13 protein-coding genes are annotated in these 14,721 nt (G+C 70.0%); 5 read left to right on the top strand and 8 right to left on the bottom strand.

Annotated features, from left to right (window positions below; translation table 11 throughout):
• Positions 1-260: 260 nt before the first annotated feature.
• Complete coding sequence (locus tag IE226_RS38990; RefSeq protein ID WP_190086264.1) at positions 261-1,439, top strand: acyl-CoA dehydrogenase family protein; 1,179 nt, start codon at positions 261-263, stop codon at positions 1,437-1,439.
• Between the two features lie 3 nt (positions 1,440-1,442).
• On the opposite strand, the gene IE226_RS38985 is transcribed toward IE226_RS38990, so the two are convergent.
• The gene (locus tag IE226_RS38985; RefSeq protein WP_190086263.1) at positions 1,443-2,486 is read right to left on the bottom strand and encodes a LacI family DNA-binding transcriptional regulator; all 1,044 of its coding nucleotides are present in this window, start codon (positions 2,484-2,486) and stop codon (positions 1,443-1,445) included.
• A gap of 22 nt (positions 2,487-2,508) precedes the next feature.
• Positions 2,509-3,534, bottom strand: a complete 1,026-nt coding sequence (locus IE226_RS38980) for a LacI family DNA-binding transcriptional regulator (RefSeq protein WP_229871840.1) — start codon at positions 3,532-3,534, stop codon at positions 2,509-2,511.
• 265 nt (positions 3,535-3,799) lie between these two features.
• Between IE226_RS38980 and IE226_RS38975 the strand changes: the two genes are divergently transcribed.
• From IE226_RS38975 to IE226_RS38960, 4 genes are all read left to right on the top strand, one after another.
• Positions 3,800-5,116, top strand: a complete 1,317-nt coding sequence (locus IE226_RS38975; RefSeq protein ID WP_229871839.1) for an ABC transporter substrate-binding protein — start codon at positions 3,800-3,802, stop codon at positions 5,114-5,116.
• 83 nt (positions 5,117-5,199) lie between these two features.
• Positions 5,200-6,084 carry a carbohydrate ABC transporter permease gene (locus tag IE226_RS38970; RefSeq protein ID WP_190086260.1) on the top strand — a complete coding sequence of 295 codons (885 nt, stop codon included), beginning with the start codon at positions 5,200-5,202 and terminating at the stop codon, positions 6,082-6,084.
• Between the two features lie 5 nt (positions 6,085-6,089).
• A complete protein-coding gene (locus tag IE226_RS38965) occupies positions 6,090-6,998 on the top strand; it encodes a carbohydrate ABC transporter permease (protein WP_190086259.1) in 909 nt (302 codons plus the stop codon).
• Positions 6,999-7,048: 50 nt separating this feature from the next.
• The gene (locus tag IE226_RS38960) at positions 7,049-9,631 is read left to right on the top strand and encodes a family 78 glycoside hydrolase catalytic domain (protein ID WP_229871838.1); all 2,583 of its coding nucleotides are present in this window, start codon (positions 7,049-7,051) and stop codon (positions 9,629-9,631) included.
• A gap of 158 nt (positions 9,632-9,789) precedes the next feature.
• Here IE226_RS38960 and IE226_RS38955 read toward each other — a convergent pair whose 3' ends face one another.
• The 6 genes from IE226_RS38955 to IE226_RS38930 all read right to left on the bottom strand — a co-directional run bounded on the left by IE226_RS38955 (position 9,790) and on the right by IE226_RS38930 (position 14,720).
• On the bottom strand, positions 9,790-10,452 hold the full coding sequence (locus IE226_RS38955) for a CoA transferase subunit B (protein ID WP_190086257.1): 663 nt from the start codon (positions 10,450-10,452) through the stop codon (positions 9,790-9,792).
• Entirely contained in the window at positions 10,449-11,204 is a 756-nt protein-coding gene (locus IE226_RS38950; protein ID WP_190086256.1) for a CoA transferase subunit A, read from the bottom strand. Before IE226_RS38950 ends, IE226_RS38955 begins: the two co-directional genes overlap by 4 nt.
• 11 nt (positions 11,205-11,215) lie before the next feature.
• Entirely contained in the window at positions 11,216-11,968 is a 753-nt protein-coding gene (locus IE226_RS38945) for an SDR family NAD(P)-dependent oxidoreductase (protein WP_190086255.1), read from the bottom strand.
• A complete protein-coding gene (locus tag IE226_RS38940; RefSeq protein ID WP_190086254.1) occupies positions 11,965-12,723 on the bottom strand; it encodes an SDR family NAD(P)-dependent oxidoreductase in 759 nt (252 codons plus the stop codon). Before IE226_RS38940 ends, IE226_RS38945 begins: the two co-directional genes overlap by 4 nt.
• Positions 12,720-13,691, bottom strand: coding sequence for a fumarylacetoacetate hydrolase family protein (locus IE226_RS38935; protein ID WP_190086253.1), 972 nt, complete (start codon positions 13,689-13,691; stop codon positions 12,720-12,722). Before IE226_RS38935 ends, IE226_RS38940 begins: the two co-directional genes overlap by 4 nt.
• A gap of 90 nt (positions 13,692-13,781) precedes the next feature.
• A complete protein-coding gene (locus IE226_RS38930; RefSeq protein WP_190086252.1) occupies positions 13,782-14,720 on the bottom strand; it encodes a VOC family protein in 939 nt (312 codons plus the stop codon).
• Position 14,721 lies beyond the last annotated feature (1 nt).

Genomic DNA, 14,721 nt, shown 5'->3' with positions numbered 1-14,721 from the left:
GGGCGGTCAACCAGACCGCAATATAGGCAGGCCCGGTCGTGATCACAGCTACTGCTATCTCGGTGATGGCCATCGGTCTCACCCCCCGGCACGCTCTTGGTTACGTCTCACCATAGGAGCGGGCGGTGTTGGTGGGAAGCAACGGATGCGGAAGAACGCGAGCGAGGCTGGATCAGGCTCGGTATGTGGCTGGATGCGGATGCCGAGGTGCGCTGCTCCCGTCCTCCGGCGCGAAATCAGGCCACAGGGAGAGGAATGTGATGGGGGACAGGGGACGGCTGCATGTCAGTACGGAACTGGCGGGGGTGCTGGAGCGGATCGACGCGCTCGGCTCGATGCTCGACGAACGGGCCGAGGCAGCCGAGGAGTTGGGAAGACTGCCGCAGGAGACGGCGGGGGCACTGCTGGCGGCCGGGATCGTCCGGGCCGAGCTCCCGCTGAGCCTGGGCGGATACGAGTTCGCACCGCGGCAGCTGATCGAGACGGTGGAGCGGGTGAGCTACCACGACGCCGCGGCGGGGTGGACCATGTTCGCGCTGCAGCTGATGACCGGGACCACTGCGGCGTACCTCGCCGGCGAGGCGGCGGCCGAACTGTTCCCCGATGTACCGAACGGGAAGTACGCGCTGCTCTCCGGGCACGGCACGCGCCCCGGCCGGGCCGTCCCCGTGGAGGGTGGTTATCGGGTCAGCGGCCAGTGGCAGTTCGCCTCCGGGATGGCGCACGCCACTCACATCCACAGCGCGATCCAGGTCGAGGGCACCGGTGAACTGCGGGTCCTGGCGATGCCGAAGGCGCAGGTGACCCTGGACGGCAACTGGGACGTGCTCGGCCTGCGCGCGACAGACAGCGTCGACTACCACTGCACCGACGTGTACGTGCCGCACGAGTACACCTACGTCGCGACCACGGACACGCCGGTCAACGGCGGTGCCGTCTACCGCCTGGGACTGGTCGACTTGTCGGCGATCGGGCACACGGGGTGGGCCCTCGGCGTCGGACGGCGGCTCCTGGACGAGCTGAAGCAAGTCGCCGCGGAGCGGACCGGATCGCGGGCCGCCGCGGTCGACACCTCCCAGTTCCACGCCGAGTACGCGACGGCGGAGGCCGGGTTCCGGGCGGCCCGGGCCTGGGTGAACGACGTCTGGCAGGGCGTCGAACGGACTCTGGATGAGGGCGGGTTGCCGAGCACGGAGCAGGACACTCTGATCCGTCTCGTCCTGAACCACACGACTTCGACCGTGTACGAGGTGGGCCGCACCGTCCACCGCTGGGCCGGCTCGGCGGCGATCCGTCGCGGCCCGGTCGACCGTTTCCTGCGCGACCTCGGCACGGGCACGCAGCACATCACGTCGAGCCCGGTCGTGCTCCAGAACTGCGGCAAGTGGCTGAGCGGTGCCCGGCCGGACGCCCGTTGGAGTTTCCTGGACCTGGCCTGACCGTCACGGCCGGGCGGGAACGTGCATGCCCGGTCTGGACGAGGAGCGGCGTGCGACCAGTTCCGGCCGGAGCACGACCTGCCGGTGGGTGTGTTCCACGGGGGAGGCGGAGGAGGTCTTGTCGATGAGCAGGTTGGCCGCTTGTGCTCCCATGAGGCGCGCGGGGCGCCGGACGGAGGTGAGCGGTACGGCTGCTGCCGCGGCGTGCTCGATGTCGTCGTAGCCGACAAGGGCGATGTCCTCGGGGACGCGGATTCCGGCTTCGAAGAGTCTTTGCAGGACTCCGGTCGCCAGCAGGTCGTTCGCGCAGAAGACGGCGGTCGGCAGGGTGCGCATGCCCAGGATCCGGGCTGCGGCGTCCCGGCCCGCGGTCACCGTCATTTTCTCGCAGTCGAGTTGCGTCACCGCGGAGGCGGGCAGCCTGGCCCGGGCCAGGGCTCTGAGTGCTCCGCGGCTGCGGGCCTGGATCTGCGGCAGACGGGCGGGGCCGGCGACGAACAGAATGGACCGGTGCCCTGCGGCGAGCAGGTGGGCGGTCGCCAGTTCACCGCCGAGGACGTCGTCGACGGCGACCGAGCATGCGTCGCGGCCGGGCCTGGAGTCGTCGACCACCACCAGGGGCATCTCGCTGCGCCGCATCGCGGTGATCGACTGTCCGGACGAATCGGTCGGGGCGATCAGTGCCCCGCGGATGCGGTGCTCGATCAGCAGTGACGCGTAGCGCGTCTCTTCGGCGGGGTCGCCGGCGCTGTTGCAGACCATGATGCCCAGTCCCGCCCGGCGGGCGGCTTGCTCCGCGCCCTGCACCAGGGCGATGCAGAAGGGGTTGGCCAGGTCGTGCACGACGATGGCCATGATCCGTGAGGGGCGTCCGCGCAGCACGCGTGCGGTCTCGCTGCGTACGTAGCCCAGGCGGTCGATGGCCCTCTGGACCCGCAGCCGGGTGGCGGGGGAGACCCGGTCGGGCTGGTTGTAGACGTTGGAGACGGTGCCCAGGGAGACACCGGCCTCCCGGGCGACGTCGATCATGCCCACGCGTTGCTTCACGGTTTGTCTCTCAACTCCGTTGTCACACCTGCTCGGGCGCGGCCGTGGGTGCGGTGGTGCTGGAGCGCACCACCAGCCGGGGGGTCATGGTGGCCTGCACGGCACGGTCGCGCCGGCCTTCCACCCGCTCGATGAGCAGGCGGGCGGCGGTGGCACCCATGTCGTGTCCGGCCTGGTCGACGCTGGTGAGCTGGACGGTGGCCAGGTCGGCGACGGCGGTGTTGTTGTAGCCGGCGATGGAGACGTCCTGCGGGACCCGCAGGCCCACGTCGTGGGCCGCGCGCCAGACACCCAGGGCGGCGACGTCGGCGCCCGTCATGACGGCGGTGGGGCGGCGGGCGGCTGACAGCAGGTGCAGGCCCGCCTTGCGGCCGCCTTCGTCGGAGTAGGCCGCCTTGCAGATCTGTACGTGATCGCCGAGCCCGTGCCGTTCCATGGCCTGTGTGTAGCCGCGGGTCAGTTCGATCTCCGGGGTCTGTTTCCAGTGGCTGGCGCGAGAGCCGGGGGAGGAGACCAGGGCGATGTCGCGGTGGCCGAGTGCGACCAGGTGGTCGACGACCAGGGCGGCGCCGGCCGCGTCGGCGTCGGCGACGGAGTCGTGGGCGTCGGATGCGTCGTGGTGGCCGATGACCACGGTGGGGGTGTCGCGGGCGACGGCCAGGACTTCTTCGCGCGGGGTGCCCGGCGCGATCAGGATCAGTCCGTCCATCTGCCGGTCGACCATGGAGCGAATGACCTTAGCCTGGTCCCGGGCGCCGAATCCGGCGGCACCGATCATGATCGTGTAGTCGCTGTCGCGCAGTTGGTCGCGCACACCGTCGAGGATGTCGGCGAAGAAGGTGTTGCGGATGTTGTCCAGGAGGACGCCGATCGTGTAGGTGCGGCCCCGCATGCCGCGGGCGGCGGCGTGCGGCCGGTAGTCGAGGGCGGTCATGGAGGCGCGGACCTTCTCCCGCATCGCCGCACTGACTCCGTAGGCGTTGCGCAGCACCTTGGACACCGCCGCGGTGGACACGCCCGCGTGCTGGGCCACGTCGGTGATGGTCACGCGTTTTCTCTGTTCAGGCTCCGGCATGCTGCGCGCCCTCGGCTCTCACTCGATGATGTAACGGTCTACATGATTTCTGCCCATGAGCGCCAGATGTGCGCGGGCTTTCCTCGATGTTACGCCGTCATGTCTTGACGTTGGTGCGGACTGCGTGCACTGTGGTGCCACTTCGCGTGGAGAACGTTATACAAACTCTCCGCTGCATCCCTGCCTCTTCCCGCAGGCCTCGCCGCACCCTCCGTTCAACGATGACTGGGAGCACGCCGTGAACACCGACTCGTCCGCCGCCAGAAAAAAGGGCCGGCTCGCCGCTCTGACCGCGAGCACCGCCGCACTGGCCCTCTTCACCGCAGCCTGCGGTGGCACCGGAGGCGGATCCGCCTCTGCTCCCAAGAACTTCAGCTACCTGACCGTCAACGAGAACTCCACGGTCAAGACCGCCCTGGGCACCCTGTCCAAGGGACGTTGCGCGGACGAGCACAAGGCGCTGCCGCTGAAGGTCGAAAGCGTCCCCCAGAGCGGCCTCGACCAGAAGCTGCAACTCCTGGCGGGCCAGGACGCGCTGCCCGTGCAGTTCGCCGCGGGCAACGCCCCCGCCCTGACCGAGCAGCTCTACAAGTCCGGCAAGATCGCAGACCTGGAGAAGGAGCTCGACAAGCTCGGTGTCCTCGACCGGGTCGAGCCCGCCGCGATCTCCACCATCAAGGCCCTGTACGGCGGGAAGATGCAGGTCCTGCCGTACGAGTACAACATCGAGGGCATCTTCTACAACAAGAAGATCTTCGCCGAGAACGGCATCGAGGTGCCCGGTACCTGGAGCGAACTGACCGCGGCCGCGGCCAGGCTCGAGGCCAAGGGCACCCAGCCCTTCTCCGCCTCGGGCCAGCTGGGCTGGCCGCTGACCCGCCTCATCAGCGGCTACCTGTACCGCAGCCTGGGACCGGACGCGCTGCAGGACGTCAAGGACGGCAAGGCCAAGCTCACCGACCCGGCCTACGTGAAGGCCGCCCGACAGGTCGCCGATCTGGGCAAGAAGGGCTACTTCGGCAAGGGCGTCGGCTCCATCGACTACGACACCTCCTTCAACCAGTTCCTCACCGGCAAGGCCGCCATGCTCTACATGGGCAGCTGGGCGCTGACCAACATCGCCGACCCGAAGCAGAACACGGTGGGCGCCGACAACATCGGCTTCATGCCCTTCCCCGCCGTCACCGGCGGCAAGGGCTCCGTCGACCAGTACCCCTCCAACGTCGGCCTGGGCATCACCCTGGGCAAGAACACCGACGCCAAGACCGGCGACTGGGTCACCTGCATCGCCGAGAACTACGGCAGCACCGCCCTCAAGGACCAGGGCTCCATATCCGGCTTCAAGACCAGCACCGACGTCAAGGACGCCAACGAGGTCACCGGACAGGTCCGCAAGACCATCAGCGACTCCAAGCAGAACGTCCTGTGGTTCGAGGCCCTCTTCAGCACCAAGGCCACCACGGTCAGCCAGACCAACGCGGCCGGCCTGGTCAGCGGCAGCATGAGCCCCAAGCAGTTCATGCAGACCGTGCAGGACGCCCTGTCGAGCAAGTGAGGCGCACGCACTGACGGTTCGGGCCCGCCGGGCCTGAACCGCCCGCCCCGCCCCACGCCTCCTTCACGAAGTGGACTCCACCCATGCACCGCGTCCTCGGTGACCGCCGGGCCGTCCTGCTCCTGCTCGGCCCCGCCCTCCTCGTCTACTCCCTGATCATGCTGGTCCCGACGCTGTGGTCACTGGGATACAGCTTCACCAGCGGCAACACGATCGACGGGTTCACCGGCAACGGCCTGGACAACTTCCACCGCCTGTTCACCGACCCCGACGTCCGTCACGCCCTGTGGTTCACCGCCAAGTACGCGGTCGCCGTCACCGTCGGTCAGGTCGTCGCCGGCTACCTCCTGGCCCTGCTCTACGTCTTCTTCCTCAAGAAGGCCTCCGCGCTCATCCGCACCCTCGTCTTCTTCCCCGTGGTGCTGCCCACCGTCGCCGTCGGACTGCTGTTCAAGAACCTCTTCCAGGTGGGCCCCCAGACCGGACCGGTCAACTCCCTGCTCAACGCCGTCGGCATCGAATCCATCGACTTCTTCGGCAGCTCCGGCCACGCCTTCTGGGTCCTGATCGGCATGGACATCTGGCGGTCCATGGGCTTCTACGCCGTCCTGCTCTTCGCCGGACTCGTCGACATCCCCGACGAGGTCCTGGAATCGGCCCGCCTGGACGGAGCGGCCGGACTGCGCCTGATCCGCCACATCGTGCTGCCGATGTCCTTCCCGGTACTCATGTCCTCACTGATCTTCAGCATCAACGGCACCCTCAAGGCCTTCGACTCGATCATCGCGCTGACCAACGGCGGCCCCGGCAACAGCACTTCACCGCTGACCCTCTACATGTTCCAGACGTCGTTCACCTACGGCGACTACGGCTACGGCAGCACCATCGCCCTGCTGCTGACCATCGTGTGCCTGCTGGTGACCCTGGTCGTCTTCCGCGTCTCCCGGCGCGACCTCACGAAGGACTGAAACCCATGGCCCTCGACACCACCCGCACCCAGGCCACGGGCACCTCCACCCACCCCAGAACCCCCGCCCCGCGGCGCGCCCCGCGCCGCCGAGGCGGCACCCGCCTGTGGGTCAAGATCGTCATCACGCTGCTGCTGATCGTCGAGATCTACCCGCTGACCTGGATGTTCCTCACGTCGCTGAAGTCCAACAGCGACTACCTCAACCACTCCACCTGGAGCCTGCCCAGCACATGGGAGTGGGGCAACTACGCCGAAGCGTGGACCACCGGCAACATCGGCCTGTACGTCCAGAACAGCCTCCTGGCCGTCGTGCCCGCACTCGCCCTCATGCTGCTGCTCGGCACCGCCGCCGGATTCGCCCTGCAGATCATGGTGTGGAAGGGGCGCAACCTCACCCTGCTGGTGTTTTTGACCGGCATGATGGTGCCCCCGCAGATGATCCTGCTGCCGCTGTTCACCGTCTACTTCCAGACCGGTCTTTCCGGCACCCTGTGGCCCCTCATCCTCACGTACACCGGCACCGGACTCCCGCTGACCGTCTTCATGATGGCCACCTACTACCGGTCCGTACCCCGCGAACTGTTCGAAGCCGCCACCATCGACGGCGCCGGCATCCTGCGCGCCTTCTGGACCATCAGCGTCCCCCTGGTCCGCAACGCCCTCCTCACCGTCGGCCTGGTCCAGTTCTTCTTCATCTGGAACGACCTCCTCATCGCCCTGACCTTCACCAACAGCCAGGACCTGCGCACCATCCAGGTCGGCCTGCTCAACTTCACCGGCGACTTCGGCGCCACCCAGTACGGCCCCCTGTTCGCCGCGATCTGCCTCAACGTCTTCGGCACGCTCGTGATCTACCTCTTCCTCAACCAGAAGGTGATGAAGGGCCTCACGTCCGGCGCCGTCAAGGGCTGATCACCACCGCCCCCGGTGACCACGCCCACCTCATGGAAGGCCCCTCCTCTGTGACCTCTCAGCCCGCCCCCGTCACGTTCGAGCACCTGCGTGACGGACTCGGGATCGGCATCCCCGAACCCCGCCTGTCCTGGCACACGGACGCACCCGCCCCCCAGGAGGCCTACGAACTGGAAATCGACCGCGACGGCCGCATCCACCGCACCGGCCGCATCGCCGCCGGCATCCGCCATCTCGTCCCCTGGCCCACCACCGCCCTCTCCTCACGCGCCCGCGCCCACGTGCGCGTGCGCACCTGGCACGGCCCCGAGACCCCCTCCCCGTGGAGCGCCCCCTCCACCGTGGAAGCCGGCCTGCTCGAGCCCGCCGACTGGCACGCCCGGCCCGTCGGCGCCCCCTGGAAGGAGAACCCCGACAGCGACCGCCGGCCGGCCCGCGTCCGCAGGGACTTCACCCTGGCCAAGACCGTCGCCCGCGCCCGCCTGTACATCACCGCCCACGGCCTGTTCGAGGCCGAGATCAACGGCCGGCGCGTCGGCGACGACGCTCTCGCCCCCGGCTGGACCGTCTACGGACAGCGCCTGCGCTACTACACCTACGACGTCACCCGCCATCTCGCCGAGGGCCCCAACACCATCGGCGCCTGGCTCGGCGACGGCTGGTACCGCGGCCGCATCGGCTTCGACGGCGGCACCCGCAACATCTACGGCACCGACCAGTCCCTCATCGCCCAACTCGAAATCACCCACACCGACGGCACCACCACCACGATCCCCACCGACGCCACCTGGCAGGCCGCACCCGGCCCCATCCTCACCACCGGCCTCTACGAGGGAGAGACCTTCGACGCGCGCCTCCACGACGCGTCCTGGTCCACACCCCGGCACGCCACCGCCGGCTGGCAGCCCGTCGCCGTCCACCACCGCGACCCGCACACCCTGACCGCCCCCCAGGGACCACCCGTGCGCTGCACCCGGGAGATACCACCGCGCACCATCACCCGCACCGACGACGGCCGCTACCTGCTCGACTTCGGCCAGAACCTCGTCGGTCGACTCCGCATCACCGCCACAGGCAAACCCGGCACCCGCATCACCATGCGCCACGCCGAAGTCCTGCAGAACGGCGAACTCGCCACCCGCCCCCTGCGCGAGGCCGTCTCCACCGACACCCTCATCCTCGACGGAGCCGCCCTCACCTGGGAGCCGCGCTTCACCCTCCACGGCTTCCGCTACGCCGAAATCACCGGCTGGAGCGGCGAACTGACCCCGGATCACATCACGGCGCGCGTCTACCACACCGACATGCGGCGCACCGGCTGGTTCGAGTGCAGCGACGAACAGATCAACCGGCTGCACGAGAACGTCGTATGGAGCATGCGCGGCAACTTCGTCGACCTGCCCACCGACTGCCCCCAGCGCGACGAACGCCTGGGCTGGACCGGCGACATCCAGGTCTTCGCCCCCACCGCCAGCTTCCTGTACGACTGCGCCGGCATGCTCGACTCCTGGCTCACCGACGTCGCCGCGGAACAACTGCCCGACGGCACCGTCCCCTGGTACGTCCCCGTCATCCCCGGCGGACCCCAGTGGACACCGATCCAGCCCGGCGCCGCATGGGGAGACGTCGCCACCCTCACGCCCTGGGTGCTCTACCAGCGCTTCGGTGACCTCGAATTCCTGCGCCGGCACTTCCCGATGGCCCGCGCCTGGGTCGACCTCCAAACCCGACTGGCCGGACCCGGCCGCCTGTGGAACAGCGGCCGGCAGCTGGGGGACTGGCTCGACCCGGCCGCACCGCCCGACGACCCGGCCGCCACCCGCACCGACCGCTACCTCGTCGCCACCGCCTACTTCGCGCACTCCGCCCGCCACCTCGCCCGAAGCGCGGCGGAACTGGGCGAGAGCGACACGGCGCGCGCCTACGACCTGCTGGCCGACGAGGTAGCCCGGGCCTTCCGCGGCCGCTACCTCCTGGCTTCCGGCCGTATGACCAGCGACAGCCCCACCGCCTACGCCATCGCGCTCGTCTTCGACCTCCTGGACACCGACGAGCAGCGCGAGCAGGCGGGCAACCGCCTGGCCGAACTCGTCGACGAGAACGACGCCAAGATTGCGACCGGGTTCGTCGGCACCCCGCTGATCTGCGACGCGCTCACCGACACCGGCCACATCGACGCCGCCTACCGGCTGCTGACCCAGACCGAGTGCCCGTCCTGGCTGTACACCGTGACCATGGGCGCGACCACCATCTGGGAACGCTGGGACAGCATGCGCCCCGACGGGACACTCAACCCGGGCGGCATGACCTCCTTCAACCACTACGCCCTGGGCGCCGTCGCCGACTGGCTGCACCGCGTCGTCGCCGGCATCTCCGCCACCCGGCCCGGCTACCGCACCATCGAGTTCCGCCCGCGCCCCGGCGCCGGACTGACCTGGGCCCGCGCCCGGCACACCACCCCCCACGGTGACGCCGCCATCGCCTGGGAACTGTCCGCGGGCGTGCTCAGCGTCGAGGTGACGGTACCCGCCGGCTGCACGGCGATCGTCCACCTGCCCGACCGCCCCGCCGTTGCCGTCGGACCGGGCAGACACGAGCTGTCCGACCAGGTGACCGACGACCGGGCAGCCTGAGACTCCCCGCCGCCCGGCACCACAGCCGCTCCGCGGGACGGCGGGGACCCACGGCGGTGCCGGCGCGAACCTGACCCGCGCCGGCAGCGCCGTTCCGGGCCGGCGTCGCGCTCTCGGTGAGGGGGAGAGCGCGACGCCGCGCTCCTGGCCCTCTCGGCTCAGCAGCCCGCCGATTCCGCCTGGACACGCACGGGAGCGTCGGTGAGGCGGTGGATGTCGTCGACGGTCACACCTGGTGCCGTCTCCACCAGGGCAAGACCGTGCTCGGTGACGTCGAGGACCCCGAGGTTCGTGATGATGAGGTCGACGCACCGCTCTCCGGTCAGCGGCAGGGCACACTCCTGGAGGATCTTCGCGCTGCCGTCCCTGGCGGTGTGCTCCATCAGCGCGATGACGCGGCGCGCACCGTGTACGAGGTCCATGGCGCCGCCCATGCCCTTGACCATCTTTCCGGGGATCATCCAGTTCGCGAGGTCTCCGGCGGCGGAGACCTGCATCGCGCCCAGGACCGCGAGGTCGATGTGCCCTCCGCGGATCATGCCGAAGGAGGTGGCGGAGTCGAAGAAGCTGGCGCCGGGCAGCACGGTGACGGTCTCTTTGCCCGCGTTGATCAGATCCGGGTCGAGGGCGGCCTCGTCGGGATAGGGGCCGGTGCCCAGAATGCCGTTCTCGGAGTGCAGCACGACGTGCACACCGGCCGGCAGGTAATTGGGGATCAGCGTGGGCAGGCCGATGCCCAGATTCACGTAGGAACCGTCCCGCAGTTCCAGGGCGGCGCGGGCGGCCATCTGCGCGCGGGTCCAGCCGGTGGGTGTGCTCATGCGCGTACGGTCCTCTTCTCGATGGTCTTGGCCGCGGCCTGGCCGGCGGTGAGCGCGACGACGTGCTGGACGAAGATGCCGGGCACATGCACGGCGTCGGCGTCGATGTCGCCCGGCTCGCACAGCTCCTCGACCTCGGCGATGGTGACGCGGCCGGCCATGGCGGCGAGCGGATTGAAGTTCGCGGCCGCCTTGCGGAAGACGAGATTGCCGTGCCGGTCGCCCCGCCAGGCCCGTACGAGGGCGAAGTCGGTGGTGATGCCGTGCTCCAGGACGTAGGCCGAGCCGTCGAAGGCGCGCGTCTCCTTGGCCGGGGACGCCGTGTGCACTTGGCCGTCCGGGCGGTAGCGCCAGGGCAGACCGCCGTTGGCCACCTGGGTGCCCACGCCGGCCGGGGTGAAGAAGGCGGGGATGCCGCTGCCGCCGGCGCGCAGCCGCTCGGCGAGGGTGCCCTGCGGGACGAGTTCGACTTCCAGTTCGCCGGAAAGGTACTGGCGGGCGAACTCCTTGTTCTCGCCGACGTAGCTGCCGGTGACACGGGAAAGGCGCCCGGCCTTCAGCAGGATGCCCAGGCCGTGTCCGTCGGTGCCGCAGTTGTTGGACACCACCCGCAGGCCGGTGGCGCCGTGCTCGTGCAGGGCGCGGATCAATGTGTCCGGGATGCCGCTGAGGCCGAAGCCGCCCACCGCAAGGGACGCGCCGTCGGGGATGGCGGCGACCGCGTGGGCGGCCGAGGTACTGACCTTGTCCATGAGATGTCCTTTCAGCCGGGCCGCACGGCCGACCAGCCGCCGTCCACGACGAGATGGGCCCCGGTGATGTACGAAGCCTCGCCGGAGGCGAGGAAGACCGCCGCGTTGAGGACGTCGTCCGGCTGCCCCGCGCGGCCCAGCGGAGCGCGTTCGGCCCCTCCGGCGGGGGCGGCCGGGTCGGTGCCGTCCGGGTCGATGCCGCCGGGGCTGATGCAGTTGACGCGGATCCCGCCGGGGGCTCCTTCGGCGGCCAGTTGGCGTGAGAGTGCGACGATGCCGCCGGCGGCTGCCGCGTGCGCGCCCAGTCCGCGATCGGGGGAGCCGGCCACCGCCGCGGCGGAACCGACCGTGATGATGCAGCCGTCACCGAGCGTCAGGTGCGGCCAGGCGGCCTTCGCGCACAGCCATACCGGGTCCAGCTGGGCCCGGACGGCGGCCGTGTAGTCGGCGAAGGACTGCTCTTCGATGTGGCCGCAGCGCACGGCACCGGCGTGGGCGAACAGCACGTCGATGCCGCCGAAGGCGGCCACTGCCTCCTCGGCCCACGCCCGGACGCTGTCGGGGTCGGCGGCATCCAGCTCGACCGGGTTGAGGGCGATGCCGCCGGCCCGGCCGATGAGGCGCTGGGTCTCAAGGGCCAAGGCGTGGTCGCTGTCGCCGCCGACGACGAGAGCGCCTTCGGCGGCGAAGCGCAGTGCGGCGGCACGGCCCAGAGCGCGGCCGGAGCCGGGGACCAGTGTCACCTTGCCTTCCAGCCGTCTCACGGCGTGGCACCTGCCGCGTCCAGGGCGTCCGAGATGGACTTCACGCCGCCGTGCGCGGTGAGCCCGCCGTCGACGGGGAGATCGGCGCCGGTGATGAACGAGGCGGCGTCCGAGAGCAGGAACGCGACGACCGCGGCGACGTCGTCGACGGTTCCGGTGCGCCCCAGCGGGGTTTCGCGCAGGTTGGCTTCCCGGAAGGCGGGGGCCGCGGAGGCCGTCATCTCGGTCTCGATGAACCCGGGGTGGACGGTGTTGACGCGTATCCCGCGCGGTCCCAGGTCCAGGGCGGCTGCCCGTGCCAGGCCTCGTAGTGCCCACTTGCTGGAGGTGTAGGCGACCGGGTAGTGCGCCGTGAGCGCGGCGGACGAGCCCACGTTGACGATGGAGGCCCCGGAGCGCATCAGCGGCGCCAGATGCTGCATGCCCAGCAGCGGCCCGGTGACGTTGACGCGGTGGACGCGCTCGAAGTCCTCGGGCCGTACCTCCGCGAGGCGGGCACGCCAGGTGATGCCGGCGTTGTTGACCAGCCCGTGGATGTGCCCGTGGGCGCCCGCGAGTTCATCGGCCAGCTCTCGCCACGCCCGCTGGTTCGTGACGTCGAGCAGGCGGCAGTCCTCGGCCTCGCTCACGTCTACGGCGATGACGCGCGCCCCGTGCGCCGTCAGCGTCTTGGCCTGTGCCGCTCCTTGGCCGCGGGCGGCGCCGGTGACGACGATGACCCTGCCCAGGAGGGGGCGGGGGTGCGGGTCGCTCACGGCCGCTCCCGGAGGCGGCGTCGGCCCGCGGGAAGCGGAACCGGGGCCACGCCCGGCACCACGGGCACGGACAGGGTGCCGATGCCTTCCACGGTGAGTGCGACGGTGTCGCCGGGCTTGAGGGGCGGCGGAGTCTGTTCCCCGCGCACGCCCCACAGTTCGGCGAGGCAGCCGCCGTTGCCGCAGGTGCCGGACCCGAGCAGATCGCCCGGCACGACCCGGGTCCCCCGTGAGGCGTAGGCGACCATCTCCTCGAACGTCCAGCTCATGTTGGACAGCAGATCGCGGCCGACGACCACGCCGTTGACCTCGGCGGTCAGGGCCAGGCGCAGGAAGCCCTCGCTGTCGCGGTAGGGCTCGAGCTCGTCGGCGGTGACCAGGCACGGACCGATGCTGTTGGCGGTGTCCTTGCCCTTGCACGGGCCCAGGCCGACGTTCATCTCGGCGGATTGCAGGTCGCGTGCGGACCAGTCGTTGAGGATGGTGTAGCCGATGATGTGGTCGCGGGCCTGCTCGGGGGTGAGGTCATGGCCCTCGCGGCCGATGACGGCGGCCACCTCCAGTTCGAAGTCCAGGACATCGGAGCCCGGCGGCATGGGGACGGCGTCTTGGGGGCCGAGCACCGCGTGGGGATTGCTGAAGTAGAACGTCGGGGCCGCGTACCACTGTTCGGGCACTCCGCTGACGCCGTTGACGGCACGGCGCACGCCCTCGACGTGTTCCTCGAAGGTCACGAAGTCGCGCAGGGAGGCGGGCTGGAGCGGCGGCAGGAGCCGTACGTCGGCCACGTTCGGGCCGGGCGGCACGTCCAGGGCCTCCGCGCCCCGTTCGAGCAGGGCTGGCAGGCCGCCGCCGGCCGCGATGACCTCGGTCAGGGATCGCACGCCGGGGAGCGGGAAGAGGGTGCCGTCCGCTTCGAGGACGGCCACCCGCACGGAGTGGTGGTGCTGGTAGGTGACAAAGCGCATGGGAGGCAGCTGCCTTCGCTCGGACCCGGGGGCGTGCCGGTGCTGATCAGGGCACGGATGAGACCGGCACGCCCCCGGGAGTCGGATCGGTCAGACCGGCGGGGCGATGAACACGCCGCGGTCGACGTCGTTGAAGGACTCCTTGGCGACCATCTCGTTCATCGCGTTGGCGGTGCCCCACTGGTCGGTGACTTCGGGCTTGGAGAAGTCGTAGACGTGGGGATGCCAGGTGTCCTCGTCCAGGAGTTCCAGCTCGGTGGTGTACTCCACGGTGTTGCCGTGCGGGTCGAGGAAGTAGGTGAAGGTGTTGTCACCGGCCAGGTGGCGGCCGGGCCCCCACAGTTTCCGGAATCCGGCGCGCATCACGCGGCCCGAGCCGCGCATGTACTCGTCCAGGCCGCGCATCTCGAAGGAGATGTGGTGCAGGGCGGTGTGCGGGCCCTTGGCCAGGGCCATGGAGTGGTGCTGGTTGGAGATCCGCATGAAGTGCATGACCTCGCCCATGTGCGGCGAGGACAGCGTGTCGGAGAGGCGGAATCCCAGGTGCTGCTCGTACCACTGGCGCGTGCGGTCCAGGTCGGGGGAGTTGAGGACGACGTGGGAGAGCTTGACCGGGATGGCCTCCTTCTCCTCGATCTTGCGGTGCCGGCGCACGGCGACATCGGCCAGGACCTCGATGGTGCGACCGTCGACGTCGAAGAACCGGAAACCGTAGCCGCCGCCGGGGGTGTCGACCGTTCCCGGCCGGCCGAGCAGCTGCACGCCGCCGGCCAGCAGCCGCTCGGCCAGGGTGTCGACGTCCGCGGCCGATGCGGCACCGTAGGACACCAGGTCCAGTCGCTTCTCGTCGGCCTTGCGCAGCCGCACCACGTACTGCTCGGGCGATCCTTCCGCGGCCAGGAACGAGATGCCGGAATCCTCTTCGACCTTGGTCAGGCCCCACACGCCGGCGTAGAAGTCGAGTTGCTTGTCGTAGTCGGGCACGGCCAGATCGACGTGCCGCAGATGGGTCAGCAGGCGCGATGTCATG

Source organism: Streptomyces longisporoflavus, assembly GCF_014649775.1.
In the GTDB taxonomy this organism is placed as follows: domain Bacteria; phylum Actinomycetota; class Actinomycetes; order Streptomycetales; family Streptomycetaceae; genus Streptomyces; species Streptomyces longisporoflavus.
Note: the sequence above shows the minus strand (reverse complement) of the source record. Positions and strands in the feature narration are given on the sequence as shown.

Excerpts from the sequence above, each read along its gene's own strand:
- IE226_RS38990 (WP_190086264.1), top strand. The coding sequence starts at position 261 with ATGGGGGACAGGGGACGGCTGCATGTCAGTACGGAACTGGCGGGGGTG.
- IE226_RS38970 (WP_190086260.1), top strand. The coding sequence starts at position 5,200 with ATGCACCGCGTCCTCGGTGACCGCCGGGCCGTCCTGCTCCTGCTCGGC.
- IE226_RS38965 (WP_190086259.1), top strand. The coding sequence starts at position 6,090 with ATGGCCCTCGACACCACCCGCACCCAGGCCACGGGCACCTCCACCCAC.
- IE226_RS38955 (WP_190086257.1), bottom strand. The coding sequence starts at position 10,452 with ATGAGCACACCCACCGGCTGGACCCGCGCGCAGATGGCCGCCCGCGCC.
- IE226_RS38950 (WP_190086256.1), bottom strand. The coding sequence starts at position 11,204 with ATGGACAAGGTCAGTACCTCGGCCGCCCACGCGGTCGCCGCCATCCCC.
- IE226_RS38935 (WP_190086253.1), bottom strand. The coding sequence starts at position 13,691 with ATGCGCTTTGTCACCTACCAGCACCACCACTCCGTGCGGGTGGCCGTC.
- IE226_RS38930 (WP_190086252.1), bottom strand. The coding sequence starts at position 14,720 with ATGACATCGCGCCTGCTGACCCATCTGCGGCACGTCGATCTGGCCGTG.